The organism is Pantoea sp. GM01, from assembly GCF_000282675.1.
GTDB classification, from domain to species: domain Bacteria; phylum Pseudomonadota; class Gammaproteobacteria; order Enterobacterales; family Enterobacteriaceae; genus Pantoea; species Pantoea nemavictus.
In genome coordinates this window covers 1-15,294 of the sequence record NZ_AKIU01000084.1, presented here as the reverse complement: position 1 = coordinate 15,294, position 15,294 = coordinate 1, and the positions used below count along the sequence as shown (strand labels likewise).

The 15,294-nt window shown below is 56.8% G+C and carries 13 protein-coding genes; 1 reads left to right on the top strand and 12 read right to left on the bottom strand.

The window, feature by feature from the left end:
• Window positions 1-5 precede the first annotated feature (5 nt).
• The 3 genes from PMI17_RS21110 to PMI17_RS21100 are packed head-to-tail and all read right to left on the bottom strand — an operon-like array spanning window position 6 to window position 2,449.
• On the bottom strand, window positions 6-617 hold the full coding sequence (locus tag PMI17_RS21110) for a DUF2291 family protein (protein ID WP_007892572.1): 612 nt from the start codon (window positions 615-617) through the stop codon (window positions 6-8).
• A gap of 42 nt (window positions 618-659) precedes the next feature.
• Window positions 660-1,595, bottom strand: a complete 936-nt coding sequence (locus tag PMI17_RS21105) for a D-ribose ABC transporter substrate-binding protein (RefSeq protein ID WP_007892571.1) — start codon at window positions 1,593-1,595, stop codon at window positions 660-662.
• 56 nt (window positions 1,596-1,651) lie between these two features.
• Window positions 1,652-2,449, bottom strand: coding sequence for a GolD/DthD family dehydrogenase (locus PMI17_RS21100; RefSeq protein ID WP_007892569.1), 798 nt, complete (start codon window positions 2,447-2,449; stop codon window positions 1,652-1,654).
• Window positions 2,450-2,827: 378 nt separating this feature from the next.
• On the opposite strand from PMI17_RS21100, the gene PMI17_RS21095 reads away from it, so the two are divergent.
• Window positions 2,828-3,631, top strand: a complete 804-nt coding sequence (locus PMI17_RS21095) for a DeoR/GlpR family DNA-binding transcription regulator (protein ID WP_007892568.1) — start codon at window positions 2,828-2,830, stop codon at window positions 3,629-3,631.
• 160 nt (window positions 3,632-3,791) lie between these two features.
• Here the strand turns inward: PMI17_RS21095 and cheZ are convergent, their stop codons facing one another.
• The 9 genes from cheZ to cheA form a co-directional block, all read right to left on the bottom strand.
• Window positions 3,792-4,433 (bottom strand): protein phosphatase CheZ, encoded by a 642-nt coding sequence (gene cheZ / locus PMI17_RS21090; protein WP_007892566.1) that lies wholly within the window; start codon window positions 4,431-4,433, stop codon window positions 3,792-3,794.
• 9 nt (window positions 4,434-4,442) lie between these two features.
• Window positions 4,443-4,832 (bottom strand): chemotaxis response regulator CheY, encoded by a 390-nt coding sequence (gene cheY, locus PMI17_RS21085; RefSeq protein WP_007892562.1) that lies wholly within the window; start codon window positions 4,830-4,832, stop codon window positions 4,443-4,445.
• A 39-nt stretch (window positions 4,833-4,871) separates the two neighbouring features.
• Entirely contained in the window at window positions 4,872-5,921 is a 1,050-nt protein-coding gene (locus PMI17_RS21080; protein WP_007892560.1) for a chemotaxis response regulator protein-glutamate methylesterase, read from the bottom strand.
• On the bottom strand, window positions 5,918-6,793 hold the full coding sequence (cheR, locus tag PMI17_RS21075; protein ID WP_007892559.1) for a protein-glutamate O-methyltransferase CheR: 876 nt from the start codon (window positions 6,791-6,793) through the stop codon (window positions 5,918-5,920). Before cheR ends, PMI17_RS21080 begins: the two co-directional genes overlap by 4 nt.
• Before the next feature lie 103 nt (window positions 6,794-6,896).
• Window positions 6,897-8,576 carry a methyl-accepting chemotaxis protein gene (locus tag PMI17_RS21070; RefSeq protein ID WP_007892558.1) on the bottom strand — a complete coding sequence of 560 codons (1,680 nt, stop codon included), beginning with the start codon at window positions 8,574-8,576 and terminating at the stop codon, window positions 6,897-6,899.
• Window positions 8,577-8,823: 247 nt separating this feature from the next.
• Window positions 8,824-10,485 (bottom strand): methyl-accepting chemotaxis protein, encoded by a 1,662-nt coding sequence (locus PMI17_RS21065; protein WP_007892557.1) that lies wholly within the window; start codon window positions 10,483-10,485, stop codon window positions 8,824-8,826.
• Between the two features lie 319 nt (window positions 10,486-10,804).
• The gene (locus tag PMI17_RS21060; protein ID WP_007892555.1) at window positions 10,805-12,478 is read right to left on the bottom strand and encodes a methyl-accepting chemotaxis protein; all 1,674 of its coding nucleotides are present in this window, start codon (window positions 12,476-12,478) and stop codon (window positions 10,805-10,807) included.
• A gap of 166 nt (window positions 12,479-12,644) precedes the next feature.
• A complete protein-coding gene (gene cheW, locus PMI17_RS21055; RefSeq protein ID WP_007892553.1) occupies window positions 12,645-13,142 on the bottom strand; it encodes a chemotaxis protein CheW in 498 nt (165 codons plus the stop codon).
• Between the two features lie 22 nt (window positions 13,143-13,164).
• Window positions 13,165-15,135, bottom strand: a complete 1,971-nt coding sequence (gene cheA, locus PMI17_RS21050; RefSeq protein WP_180823742.1) for a chemotaxis protein CheA — start codon at window positions 15,133-15,135, stop codon at window positions 13,165-13,167.
• Window positions 15,136-15,294 lie beyond the last annotated feature (159 nt).

Here is a 15,294-nt window from a genome sequence, read left to right as displayed (position 1 = left end):
CCTCCTTATTGCCGGGTGATTTGCGCCGGTGTAATGTCAGGCGCCTGCTGTGGAATATCCCAGCTGCTGAACACCCCGACGATCGCCACTTTGTCGCCCACTTTCGGCTTAAACGTCTGCATCATGTCGGATGCCTGCTGATTGATAGCGCGATTGAAATCGCCAAACAGCACCTGATCGTTGAAATCCTGATAGCTGGCGCCTTTATAAACGTCACGCAGCGCGGTGCCGCGAATAATCGGCCCGGTTTGCACCGTGACGCTGGCACCCGAGACCTCTTTCACCGTCATTTTGCCGCTGCGCGAGGTGGTATTCAGCGCCGTCACTTCTCCGCTCAGGCTGACGCTAAATACACAGGGATTCTCATCCTGGCTGCGATAGCCGTAGCTTTTACAGGCACTGTCGAAATCTTTGGCCGACTGCAGCGACTTCATCAGTTCTGCCAGCGGCCTGGCTTCATGAGCGACCTGCGGCACCAGCTTCTGCTGCCACATCTGCGCGATGTTGGCCATGTTGGCATTAGGGGGATTTTTCAGGTCGGCCAGCTCCTGCTGCGACACAATGCGGCAACCGCTAAGGATCACGACAGGTAGCAGTAACCAGAGTCGTCTGTGCATCACATTCTCCTGAGCGCCCGATGAACGGGCGCACCGCGTTGATTACGACTTGAAGTTAAAGTCCTGCACGCCTTTCGCGTTATCTGGGGTGATGAGAATGCCGCGGAACATCACGCGCTGCTTCTCAGGTTTAGTGCCTTTCTGAATAAAGTTGTCGAGGTCGGTTACGCCCTGTGCGGCAATAGCTTGCGCCTGCAACATCACCGTGGCTTTCAGATCGCCTTTCTCGACCGCATCGCGCTCATCATTACTGCCGTCAATACCGACCACGATGACATCGTTACGACCCGCCGCTTTCAGCGCGGCAATTGCCCCCAGCGCTACCGGGCCGTTGCCGCAGATCACCCCTTTCACATCCGGATGCGCCTGCAGGATGCTGTCCATGATGCGTTTACCATCAATCAGCGTGCCTTTGGCATCCTGACGCGCGACGCTTTTCATGTCGGAATATTGATCGAGCACCTGGTGGAAGGATTTGGAACGCGTGACGCAGTTGTTATCGGCGAGATTACAGGTGAGTTCGGCGTAGCTGCCCTTTTCGCCCATCTTCTCGACAAACACGTTGGCCACATCGGAACCGGCCTGGAAGTTGTTGTGGGTGATTTGCGCCAGCGCCACGTCATCCACCGGGATCTCGCGGTTGATCAGTACCACCGGAATGCCGGCATCTTTGGCTTTTTTGATGGCGGCGACGCTGGCGGTGGAGTCCGCGTTATCCAGCACGATGCCCTGTACTTTCTTGCCAATCGCGGCATCAATCAGTTCACTTTGCTTCTTCACATCTTCGCCATGCGACAGCACGCTGGTTTTGTAGCCGAGTTCCTGCGCTTTGAGGTTGGCCCCTTTGGCTTCGGAGGCGTAATACGGGTTATCCAGTGAGTTCACCAGAATCATGATGGTGCCTTTTTCGGCAGCCAAACTGGCGTGCGCGATCAGACAACTGGCAATAGCAGTCAACAGCAGGATGGGTTTTTTCATGGTGATTTTCTCTTTGTTGTAGGTGCAGGGTCAGCCGTTCTGGTGTTGGCGTGGCCTTACCAGATGGTAAAGCCACCGTCGATCATCAAATCTGCGCCGGTGATCATGTCGCTGCCGTTACTGGCGAAGAACAGCACCGCGGCGGCGATTTCGTCGGTATAGGCAAAGCGCCCGAGTGGGATCAGTTTTTTCATCTCTTCACCCTTCTCTCCGCGCCAGGCTTTTTCCCCCATCGGCGTCAGCACTACGGTGGGCGACAGGGTATTCACGTTGATGCGATGCGGCGCAAACTCTTTGGCCATCACCTTGGTCATGCCCAGCAGACCCGCTTTGGCCGAGGTGTAAGCCACGTGGTTATCGATGGCGATAGAGGCGGCCTGCGAGGCGATATTGATAATTTTGCCGCCGTTACCGGCACGCACCATGCGTTTACCGGCAGCCTGCGAGCAGAGAAAGGGGCCGGTAAGATTCACGGCGATCTGTTTCTGCCACTCGGCGAAATCGGTCTCCAGTACCGCTTGTAACATCACGTAGCCGGCGCAGTTCACCAGGATATCAATCTGACCATAATGCTGTTCGACCTGGTTGAAGGCAGCATCCACCGAGCCGGGATCGGTGACATCGCAGCACACCAGCAGCACGCGATCGGCGGCGAACTGCGTCTGCACATCAGCCACTTTGTCACGTTCGAATGGAGGATAGAGCAGCGCCAGCCGCGCCCCTTTCTCCAGCAGCATGGCGTTACTGGCCATGGCAATACCGCCCAGACCGCCGGTGACCACCGCCACTTTGCCGCTTAAGTCCTGCTCAATGTTCACGCCGTAGCGCAGGTTGACGTCATATTCCCCACTCATCCACTTACTCCTTTCATCATTACGCTGCGGCGATGATTATCGCTGGCCGGGTTATCGTTTTGGCAACATTGGTTTTCGAACAAAAATATAAGCTATCGATTAATAATGGTTTGTGGGGCAGATCAAATTTCATACAAATCGCAGCAATAAAATACATCACTATGATTTCATTGATAATGCTTACATTTCATATTTCCAGGCATGGAGAGAGCTACTAGTGGCTTTGTGCAAAATCAATCGCATAGCAAACATTAATTTTCATTCGAAAACCAATGAGCTTGCGAGCTGCCTCGCAAATATCAAAAACGCAGAGTAAAATCAGCTCGGGTTTCCTTATTGGCGAAACCAGACCGTGATTGGAAAGAGGGAGCGTTTCGATTGAAAAGCAAAACTGAGCAGCTGGCTGATATGCAGCTTCGCCGTGAGAAGATTCTGGAGATGATCCGCGAAGACGGCACCGTCACGGTAAAAGCGTTAACCGATACCTTTGGCCTGACCGAAGCCACCATCCGCACCGACCTGCGCATGTTGCAGCAAGAGGGTCATGTGCAGCGTTATCACGGCGGCGCCACGCTGATGACCGGTAAGCAAAATAGCGGTGCAATGCTGCTGGAGCGCCAGACGCATCTCGACGAAAAACAGGCGATTGGACGCCTTGCCGCGCAGCATGTGGAGAATGGCGATACGGTGATTTTCGATTCCGGCACTACTACCACGGCAATCGCCGAGGCGATCAGTCATATTCGTCGTCTGTCAGTGATTACCACTGCCGTTAATATTGCGCTAAAGCTGGGCGGCGAACCGGGGATTAATATTTTGCTGACCGGCGGCACCTTCAAGTTCCCGACGCTATCGACCTCGGGTGAAAAAGCGGCATCTTTTTTCGAAAACGTATTGGCGGAGAAGCTGTTTCTCGCCACCGCCTGTATTTCGCCGCGTTTGGGGCTGAGCTTTCCCAGCGAGACCGATATCAAAGTGAAGATGGCGATGATCAAATCGGCCAGCACCGTTTACGTGGTAGCGGATTCCAGCAAGATTGATAAGGTGTCGATGTTCGCCCTGCCGTGCGACTGGAGCCATATTCACTATCTGATTACCGATAGCGGGATTTCACCGGCGCAGGTCGCGGCGTTTGAGGCGTTGGGGGTGCAGGTGTTGGTGGCGCACAGGCGTGCTGTGTGAGGTTTGGCACGGATGGGTGCCGTGCGCGTTGTCCCTCACCCGCAAGCGGGAGAGGGAGACGCTGCCACATGCAGGCTCAGTCGAATTACTCTCAAACATGCAGGCTCGATCGGTTCCCTCTCCCACCTGTGGGAGAGGGTTAGGGTGAGGGCCAGCGTACTTAAAACCCTAAACTATCCAGCAGGTCATCAACCTGATCCTGGTTCGCCACCACGCCCGGTGCATTGGCATGGATCTGCGGACCATTTAACAGGCTGGTCGCATCCTTACGGGCTGCCGCGTTCGCTTCTGGCATATTCTCCAGCAGCACCATCAGCAACTGACGCTCGATCTCCTGGATCACATCCATCATGCGCTTGATCACCTGACCAGTAAGGTCCTGGAAATCCTGCGCCATCATGATTTCGAGCAACTGCTTATTGGTGTACGACGTGTGTCCCGGAACGTCAGTCAGGAACTGGCGCGTATCCGAAACCAACTCGCGCGCATCTGTCAGTTCAATCGGATTTTCAAACCATGCGTCCCAGCGGCCTTTCAGCTGGTTGGCGTTGGCTTCCATTTGGTCCTGGTGTGGCTGCGCTGCTTCAACGCAGTTCAACGCACGTTCAGCCGCTTGCGCCGTCATTTGCACAACATAATCCAAACGATCGCGCGCGTCAGGAATCGCTTCCGCCGCTTCAGCAATCGCCTGGTCTAACCCCAGCTCACGCAAACTGTCACGCAGCATGCGCGTCAGTGAGCCGATGCGGGTAATAATGTCGTGTGCCGAGGCTTCTTCGGTTGATTTCGGAAGGTCGCTCATCACATCTCCTTACATACCCAGTTTTTCGAATATTTTGCCTAACTTCTCTTCCAGCGTGGCAGCAGTGAACGGTTTCACTACGTAGCCGCTGGCACCCGCCTGCGCGGCCGCGATGATGTTTTCTTTCTTCGCTTCCGCCGTGACCATCAGCACCGGCAGTTTACTCAGCGCCGCATCGGCACGAATGGTCTGCAGCAGTTCCAGACCGTCCATGTTGGGCATGTTCCAGTCCGACACCACGAAATCAAAGCCGCCCGCACGCAGTTTAGTCAGCGCATCAACGCCGTCTTCTGCCTCTTCGACGTTATTGAATCCCAGCTCTTTCAGCAGGTTACGGACGATACGACGCATCGTATTGAAGTCATCCACCACTAAAAAGCGCATATTTTTATCAGCCATATCTACTCCTGTGTTGTCTCGTCCAGCAGGACGGGCTCGTTAAATTCGCAATGCCTGTCCGGCGCTAATTTTCGCCAGCATGTGCTGACTGATGTGGCCCAAATCGACCACTTCACTGGTGCCGCCCATCGCAATCGCTTCGCGCGGCATGCCAAATACCACACAGCTGGCTTCATCCTGCGCGATGGTCCAGGCGCCCGCGCGATGCATTTCCAGCATCCCGGCGGCGCCGTCGTTCCCCATCCCGGTCAGGATCACACCCACCGCATTTCGTCCTGCATGGACCGCCACCGAACGGAACAGCACATCAACCGATGGCTTGTGTCGATTCACCGGCGGACCGTCATTTAGTTTCACTACGTAGTTCGCCCCGCTACGCGCCAACTCCATGTGCATCGCGCCCGGCGCGATATAGGCATGGCCCGGCAGAATTCGCTCGCCGTCTTCCGCCTCTTTTACGGTGATCTGGCACAGCTTGTTCAGTCGCTCGGCAAACGAGCGGGTAAAGCCTGGCGGCATATGTTGCGTAATCAGCAGCGCCGGACTGGTGGCCGGCAGCGGCTGCAGCACATGGCGAATCGCTTCGGTGCCGCCGGTGGATGAGCCAATGGCTATCAGCTTTTCACTACTTAACAGCGGACCGGCTTTCAAGGTTACCGGCATCGGCGTGGCCGCACGCGCATGCAGTTTGGCGCGCGCTGCGGCGCGAATCTTGTCGGCAATCATCTGGCTATAGGCCAGCATGCCCTCACGTATGCCGAGCTGCGGCTTGGTGACAAAATCCACCGCGCCCAGCTCCAGCGCGCGCAGCGTCACTTCGGATCCTTTACCGGTCAGCGATGACACCATCACCACCGGCATTGGACGCAGGCGCATCAGTTTCTCGAGGAAATCGAGGCCATCCATGCGCGGCATTTCCACATCCAGCGTCAACACCTGCGGGTTGTACTGTTTGATTAAATCCCGCGCCACCAGCGGATCTGGCGCACTCGCGACCATCTCCATATCGGGATGGCTGTTGATGATTTCCGTCATCAACTGTCGCATTAGCGCAGAGTCATCCACGCACATCACGGTGATTTTGCTCATCGTCTTTCCTTGCTCAGTCCATAGACTGTCTGTCCACGCAGCCAGAACTCTTTGCTGATCTGACTAAAGTTCTCTGAGTGTCCGGCAAACAGCAGGCCGCCGGGCTTCAGCAGGGGCACGAAACGGCGCAGAATCTGTTCCTGCGTCTCTTTATCGAAATAGATCATCACGTTGCGACAAAAAATCGCGTCGAACGGACCCGGCAACGCCCAGTCGTTGGCCAGTAAATTCAGTTGCGAATAGTTCACCATGTTGGCGAGGTCAGAACGCACCCGCACCATGCCTTCGTGCGGGCCAGTGCCGCGCAGGAAAAAGCGCTGCAGCTGTGACTGCGACAAGGTGCGCAGCTCTTCCTGGCGATAGACGCCTGCCACGGCTTTCTCAAGCACCTGCGTATCAATATCGCTGGCGTGCACCTGGAACTTACCCGGGCCGGTGCCCAGCGTTTCTGCCAGCGTCATGGCGATGGAGTACGGCTCTTCGCCGGTTGAGGCGGCGGTGCTCCAGACGCTGTAATTACCCGTGCGCTTACGCGCATGATCCGCGAGGATCGGAAAGTGATGCGCCTCGCGGAAGAAAGAGGTCAGGTTGGTGGTCAACGCGTTAATAAACGCCTGCCACTCGGCACTGTTCTGGTCCTGCTCCAGCAGCGCCAGATAGCGGCCAAAGTCATCAATATTCAGCATGCGCAGACGACGCACTAAACGGTTGTAAACCATCTCGCGCTTATGGTCGGCCAGCACAATGCCCGCTCGCTGATAAATCAGCTGGCTGATACGACGAAAATGAGTATCTGAGAGCGGCAAGCGCTGCACCATTTGCGAGAGCAGCGTGGTCGCTTCACTTTGATCTAATAACGTCGATTTCTTCATTTCAGGTCACCCGGCAACAAACTGTTTAAATTGTGATACTGCGGTTGCTACTGTGCTGCCAGTCGCGCCATGCTTATGGGCCGCCTTGCGGCGGCCACAAGGATTAAAAGGTTTCCCAGTTATCGTCTGTGCTACGTGCGCCTGCCGGTTGTGCCAAGGCTTTTGGCGCTCCCGAACGCAAATTTTTTGCCGCTGTAGATACGTTAACGGCCTGAACGACAAATTCTTTACCAATATTGAACACCGCAACCGACTGTTTCAGTCGGCTGGCCTGATCTTCCAGCGCCGCTGCCGCAGTCGCCGACTCTTCAACCAGCGCGGCGTTCTGCTGAGTCACGCGATCCATCTCGTTCACCGCCAGACCGACCTGATCGATACCTCGGCTCTGCTCGTCCGACGCCGAGGCGATTTCGCCCATGATGTCGGTAACGCGCGTCACCGCATTGACGATGTTGGTCATGGTTTCCCCGGCGCTCTCCACCAGCACGGAACCGGTGTTGACGCGGCTGACCGAATCTTCGATCAATCCTTTAATCTCTTTCGCCGCCTGGGCACTGCGCTGTGCCAGACTGCGCACCTCACCGGCTACCACGGCAAAACCACGGCCCTGCTCACCGGCGCGCGCGGCTTCTACTGCGGCGTTCAGTGCGAGGATGTTGGTCTGGAAGGCGATACCGTCGATCACGCTGATGATGTCAGCGATTTTCTTCGAGCTACCGGTAATCTCTTTCATGGTGGTGACTACGCCATCCACCACTTTGCCGCCCTGTTGCGCGGTTTCAGACGCCGTCAACGCCAGCTGTGAGGCCTGGCGGGCATTCTCGGCGTTCTGCTTCACGGTGGCGGTGAGCTGCTCCATGCTGGCGGCGGTCTCTTCCAGCGAAGCCGCTTGCTGCTCGGTACGCGAAGAGAGATCGTTGTTGCCCATAGCGATTTCGCTGGCACCGGTGTAGATGGCATCAGAACCATCACGCACGGTACGCACCGTACGCGCCAGCGCTTGCTGCATCTCCTGCAGTGACGTGAGCAGTTCGCCCATCTCATTGCGCACGTTGATCTCCACCTGCTGGGTTAAATCACCCCGCGCGATGTGGCGGATATGCTCAATGCTCTGCTTCAGCGGACGGATCAGCACCGAACGCATGCCGCTCCACACCAATGCAATCACCAGCAAGGTCACCAGCAGCGTGCCGACCACCAGCATGATTGATTGGGTATAGGCCGCTTCATTGGCCTCCACACCCTTACTCGCCAGCTCGATGTTGTAGCCCAGCCAGGCGTTGTAATCTTTGGCAAACTTATCCTGGAATCCCTGCGTCGGTTGATCGACAAATCCTTTGAAATTTCCGCTACCGAGGAAATCAATCAACTCACCCAATGCCCCCCGATAGGCGTTGTAGTTGGCCTGCAGCGTCAGCACGTTTTCCGCCGTTTTGCCCTTTTCAGACAGATTGGCGTTAAATTCGGCGAAACCTGCATCAGCGTTCTTCAACTCCTCACTCGCCAGCGCCACCAGATCTTTCACGGTCGCTCCCGAGCCCGCCTGCTGACTATCCAGCAGGTAACGGATCCCCGCACGGTTCAGCGTGTTACGCGCCTGAACCAGCGATACCCATGAGGTGCCCATCGCCCGTTGCAGCGTGCTGAGACGCTGGTTGTAGGCAAAATTATCTTTATCGGCTTTCACCGTGGAATAGAACACTCCCCCGGAAAACAGCTGCAGTAAGGCAAACAGCGCCAGCACGCACAGCAAGCCGGAAACAACACGAATACGACTAAACATAAACACCTCATTGGTTGGCGGATCGCTCCTGTTATCGGCGTGCGCGAGGGGATCTTTATGTGTGTTCGCAGGGGTTGGACCAGCGGGAATTAAGGAGGAGTAAGGATAAATAGGGGATGTGCTCGCTGTCCCTCACCCTAACCCTCTCCCACAAGTGGGAGAGGGAACCGATCGCGCTAACATATGGCAGCGTCTCCCTCTCCCGCTTGCGGGAGAGGGCCGGGGTGAGGGGCAGCGACGCCGAAACTTAAAACGTCTCCCAGTTACCCTCACTCACCGCCGCCGCTGCTTTGCGCGGTGCGCTGGCGATCTGACGGGCGAGAGTGGCTTTAGCGGGTGGCACCTGAGCGGCACGCGGAATGCGGAATACCGATACCGACTGGCTCAGGCGACTGGCCTGCTCTTCCAGTGACGCGGCGGCGGCGGCGGACTCCTCCACCAGCGAGGCGTTCTGCTGCGTGACGCGATCCATCTCGGTCACCGCTTGTCCCACCTGATCGATACCGCGGCTCTGTTCATCGGATGCCGACGCGATCTCGCCCATGATATCGGTGACGCGTGTGACGGCGCCGACGATATCATTCATGGTTTCACCGGCGGTCCCCACCAGCTGCGAGCCGTTGTTGACGCGATTCACCGAGTCTTCAATCAAGCCTTTGATCTCTTTCGCCGCCTGCGCACTGCGCTGTGCCAGGTTGCGCACCTCGCCTGCCACTACGGCAAAACCACGCCCCTGCTCACCGGCACGAGCCGCTTCCACCGCAGCGTTGAGTGCCAGGATGTTGGTCTGGAAGGCAATTCCATCAATGACGCTGATAATGTCGGCGATCTTCTTCGAGCTACCGGCAATATCCTGCATGGTACGCACCACGCCATCGACCACTTCACCGCCTTTGCGCGCGGTATCGGATGCGCTGAGCGCCAGTTGCGAGGCCTGACGGGCGTTTTCGGCGTTCTGTTTCACGGTAGCGGTTAACTGCTCCATGCTGGCTGCGGTCTGTTCCAGTGACGCGGCTTGCTCTTCGGTACGCGCCGAAAGATCGTTATTACCGGCGGCGATTTCACTGGCACCGGTGAAAATGGCATCGGAACCGTCGCGCACATTGCCCACCGTGCTGACCAGCGACTGCTGCATTTCATGCAGGCTGCCCGCCAGCTGGCTCATCTCATTTCGCCCCTCAACCACGATGGTTTGGGTGAGATCGCCCGCGGCGATGTGACGAATATGGCCCAGCAACTGATGCAGTGGCTGAATCAGCACGCTGCGTAAACCAAACCAGCAGCCGATAATCACCGCAACCACCACGAGCATCACTGATGCCAGCAGCCACATCATGGTATGGAAGGCACGCTGATTCTGCGCCACACCTTCTGCTGCCAGTTCGCTTTGCGCAGTACGCCACTCTTCGTAGGTGGCTTTCATCGCCACCTGTTTCGCTTCGATATTCTGCGCAAACATGCCTTGCAGATCGTTGGCTTTCAGGCGCTCAAGCATCGCTTTCAGCCCGTTGTTGAAAGCGGCATAGTTCGCTTCCAGCTTATCGCGCAGCGCTTCCGGCAAGCCCGGCGTGGCGGGCAAGTCGTAGTAGCGTTGATAGTGGCCGGCAGCGACATCGAGCTGTTTTTCCGTTTGCGCAATTAACGCTCCCAGCTGGCCGCCGTTGGCCTGCGCGGCCATGCTGCCCTGCATGCGCAACATCGCGCGATTGAGTACCGTGCGGGTTTGGTTTAATTCAATCCAGGCGTCGGACATCGCCCCTACGTTGTTGGTTGAGATCTGCGCAACGGCAAACGCCTCTTTATCTTTTTGCAAGGCGGACCAGAACAGGCCACCCGAAAGTAACTGTAAAGCACCAAATACCAGCAATACGGCGATTAAACTGGTCACTACATTGATTCGTTTTAACATGGGATCTCCAGAAATGCGTTTCGGCTATCCCCGTTATCGACCAATATTCTGAATTTTTCAGGGCGCTTAAGCGACTTTACAAATTAAAACTCTGCGTTTTAGCATGATTGCAGTGTTTTATAAGTAAAAAAATTAACAGTAAAAAAAATGCGCCTTTATCGGGTGAGTGATAAAGGCGCATTGGGTGAGGTGCGGTTTGTCCCTCACCCTAACCCTCTCCCACAAATGGGAGAGGGAACCGATCGAGCTTACCTATGGCAACATCGCCCTCTCCCGCTCGCGGGAGAGGGCCGGGGTGAGGGACCGACGACGCCGAAACTTAAAACGTTTCCCAATTACTGTCGCCTGCAGCGGCGATCACCGCTTTACGCGGTGCGCTCAAGGTGGGCGGTGCAATCTGCGGATGACGTACGCCGGCTTTCGGCTGCGCTTGTGCCGCGCGCGGTACGCGGAACACCGCCACCGACTGGCTCAAGCGGCTGGCCTGCTCTTCCAGTGAGGCCGCCGCTGCGGCAGACTCTTCTACCAGCGAGGCGTTCTGCTGCGTCACACGATCCATCTCCGTCACCGCCTGACCCACCTGGTCGATACCACGACTCTGCTCATCCGATGCCGAGGCAATTTCGCCCATAATATCCGTCACGCGGGTGACCGCATTGACGATATCGCTCATGGTTTCACCGGCGGTACCCACCAGCGCTGAGCCGCTGTTAACGCGGCTGACGGAGTCTTCAATCAGCCCTTTGATCTCTTTGGCCGCCTGTGCGCTGCGCTGCGCCAGATTTCGCACTTCGCCTGCTACCACCGCAAATCCACGGCCTTGTTCACCGGCACGCGCCGCTTCTACCGCCGCATTGAGTGCCAGAATGTTGGTCTGGAAGGCGATACCGTCGATGACGCTGGTGATGTCAGCAATCTTCTTCGAGCTGCCGGCGATGTCGCTCATGGTACGCACCACGCCTTGCACCACATCGCCGCCCTTCTGCGCGGTTTCAGAGGCACTCAGCGCCAGCTGCGAAGCCTGACGCGCATTTTCCGCGTTCTGCTTCACGGTGGCGGTCAGCTGTTCCATGCTGGCGGCGGTCTGCTCCAGCGAGGCCGCCTGCTCTTCGGTACGTGCCGAGAGATCGTTATTGCCCGCCGAAATCTCACTGGCTCCGGTAAAGATGGCATCCGATCCGTCACGCACATCACTTACCGTGCGTACCAGCGACTGCTGCATATCATGCAGGCTTTGCGCCAGCTGGCTCATTTCATTGCGCCCGACAACCGCAATGTGCTGCGTTAAATCGCCCTGCGCAATGTGCTGAATATGCTGAATGTTGTGGTTGAGCGGCGTGATCAGGATTTTGCGCATGCCAAACCAGCACAGCACAATTACCGCCACCACGATCGCCAACACCGCAGTCAGCAGCCAGATCATATGATCGTAGGCAGAGCTGTTGGCGGCGACGCCGGTCGCCGTCAAACGGTCCTGATCGGCACGCCACTGGCGGTACTCTTTCAGGAACGCGCTCTGGCTTGGCGCCACCGGCACTTTCGCGGCCTGCACCAGATCTTGTGCTACCAGCGCATCCTGCATCTGGCCCAGCGCGCTGGCATAAGCAGAATAGGTGTCATCCAGACGCTTGTTAAGCGCGGCATCCTGCCCCGGCGTATCCGGCGTGGCTTTAAACAGCTGATAGTTATCAGCGGCCTCTTTCTGGAAGGCTTTGCTGTCGTTATATAAACCGGCCACATCCGCTTCACTGCCGCTGAGCTTGCTGGTCGCCATGCGCAACTGAATGCGGGTTAACACCACACGGCTCTGATTGAGGCTCATGTAGGCGTCGTTGATGGCGGCGGTGTTTTTGCTCGCCAGTTGTGAAACGTTGAAACTGTTTTTGTCATCACTTAGCGCTTTAAAAAACAGCGAGCCGGATGCCAATTGCAGAAAACCAAATACCAACAACACCAGCAATAAGCTGGTGACAACGCGGATTCTTGTAAACATAGTTTGCCCTGGAAAATGAAGAAAAATCGTGCAGAGCAGTTATCGACTTACGGCGGGGAATATTGAGGAGAAAAGCAGAGTTTTTGCAGTTTTGTTGTTGATTTACAACAAATTAATTAACGTGCGTGATGATAACGGGCCGCAGCAGCGCGGCCCGTTGATGTGATTAGGCGGTACGCAGGTTATCCACTAGCGCCATCTCTTCACTGCTCAGCAGCTTTTCGATGTCGACCAGAATCAGCATACGTTCACCCAGCGCACCCAGACCGGTCAGGTACTCGGTAGACATGGTGACCGCAAATTCCGGTGAAGGACGAATCTGCTCCTGAGTCAGCGACAGCACGTCAGAAACGCCGTCAACCACAATCCCCACCACGCGCTGCTCAAGATTCAGCACGATCACCACGGTGTTCTCGTTGTAATCCACATCCGGCTGCGAGAATTTCACGCGCAGGTCGATAATGGGCACAATCACGCCGCGCAGGTTAGTGACGCCTTTGATGAACTCTGGCGTGTTCGCGATGCGGGTTACCTGATCGTAGCCGCGGATCTCCTGCACTTTCAGAATGTCGATGCCGTACTCTTCGTCACCCAGTGTGAAAACTAAGAACTCCTGGCCGACGGTTTCGCCAGCGATTTTGGTCACGGTTGCCATGTCAGTCATTTTTTTACCCTTTCGTTATCTATTACGCTGCGGCACCGGCCACACGCTTTTCACGGTTCAACGATTGCAGTGCTGAGACATCCACAATCAGCGCCACGCTACCATCGCCCAGAATGGTGGCGGCTGAAATCCCCGGCACTTTGCGATAGTTGCTTTCAAGGTTTTTCACTACCACCTGATGCTGACCAATCAGCTGATCGACCAGCAGCGCATAGCGACGGCCTGCGCTTTGCAGAATCACCACAATGCCTTGCGTGGCGTCGGTTTTGGCGTTTTGCACCTCAAACACATTCCACAACTCAACCAGCGGCAGATACTCGCCTCGCACTTCCAGCACGCGCTCGCCACCGGCCAGCGGTTTTAACTCTTCAGCGGTTGGCTGCAGTGATTCCATCACCGCGTTGAGCGGCAGAATGAACACTTCGTTGGCCACGCGCACCGACATGCCGTCGAGGATCGCCAACGTCAGCGGCAGCAGGATGCGAATAGTGGTGCCTTTGCCCTGCTTCGAGGAGATTTCGACGTGGCCGCCCATCTCCTGAATGTTACGTTTCACCACATCCATGCCCACGCCACGGCCCGACACGTCAGTGACCTGTTCGGCGGTGGAGAAGCCCGGCGCGAAGATCAGCATGCCGACTTCTTCATCGCTCATGCTGTCGCTCACCGGCAGGCCAGACGACAGCGCTTTAGCCAGGATACGTTCACGGTTCAGACCGGCACCGTCATCGATCACTTCGATGCAGATGTTGCCGCCCTGATGTTCCGCGGACAGCGTCAGGTTACCGACTGCCGTTTTGCTGGCAGCCAGACGTTTTTCCGGGGTTTCGATACCGTGATCGAGGCTGTTACGCACCAGGTGCGTTAACGGATCGATGATGCGTTCAATCAGGCTCTTATCCAGTTCGGTCGAGCTGCCAAGCAGCGTCAGTTCCACCTCTTTGCCCAGCTTGCTGGCCAAATCGCGCACCAGGCGCGGGAAGCGGCTGAAGACATACTCCATTGGCATCATACGAATCGACATCACCGACTCTTGCAGATCGCGGGCGTTACGCTCTAGCTGGCCCATGCTGTTCAGCAGGTCGCCGTGCGCCACCGGATCCAGCGCGCCGGAGCGCTGCGCCAGCATCGATTGGGTGATCACCAGCTCGCCCACCAGGTTAATCAGCTGGTCCACTTTCTCCACTGCCACGCGGATGCTGCTGGATTCACTGCCCTTGGCCGGTGCCGCTGCACGCTTAGGTTCACGTTTCGCTGCCGGCGTAATCTCGGTAACGGTGGCGGTTTGCACCGCTTCAGCGACCACGTCCACCACCGGCGCTTCGGCCACGGCCGCCGCGCCTGCCGGGAAGTGGATCTGCGCTTCATCGAGCACAAAGCACAGCACGGCGACGATGTCATCTTTGCCGACGCCATCGATGGTCACTTCAAGCGAGTTAGCGCCTTTTACCACGTTGCTGACCGTGCCGAGATTGCCGAGCTCTTCCAGCATCAGCTCCGGCTCTTTCTCTTTCAGATCAACCAGCTGCAGGCGCAGACCTGCGGCGGCAACCGGTGCAGCGATGTCAATCACTTCGGCGACTTTTGGCGCTTCAGGCGCGATGCCCTTCGCTTCCAGTGCCAGCTGACGCAGCGCTTCGCAGATGTATTTAAAGCTTTCTGCGTTGGGCTCCTGCGCCGTTTTATAGGCATCGAGCTGTTCTTGCATAATATCTTTGGTTTCCAAAAACAGGTTGATGATATCGGTGCTGAGCTGCATCTCGCCGCGGCGCGCACCATCCAGAATGTTTTCCAGGATGTGGGTGGTTTCCTGTAAAACCGTAAAGCCAAACGTACCGGCTCCGCCCTTGATGGAGTGGGCGGCGCGGAAGATGGCATTCAACTGCTCGGAATCGGGCTCCTGGGGATCGAGTCCCAACAGGTGTTGCTCCATATCCGCTAACAGCTCATCGGCTTCATCGAAAAACGTCTGGTAAAAATCGCTGATGTCCATGCTCACGGGATCACCTCGGCTGTGAGGGTTGGTCTGGTGTCACCACGCTCACCGCGGGCGTCGCCGCTGCCGCAGGTGCCGTCGCAGCCGCCGGCGCAGCCGGTGTCGCAGTGGAACCTGTTGGGGCAGTCGGCGCAGCCGGTACGGCGGGGGGGGGGG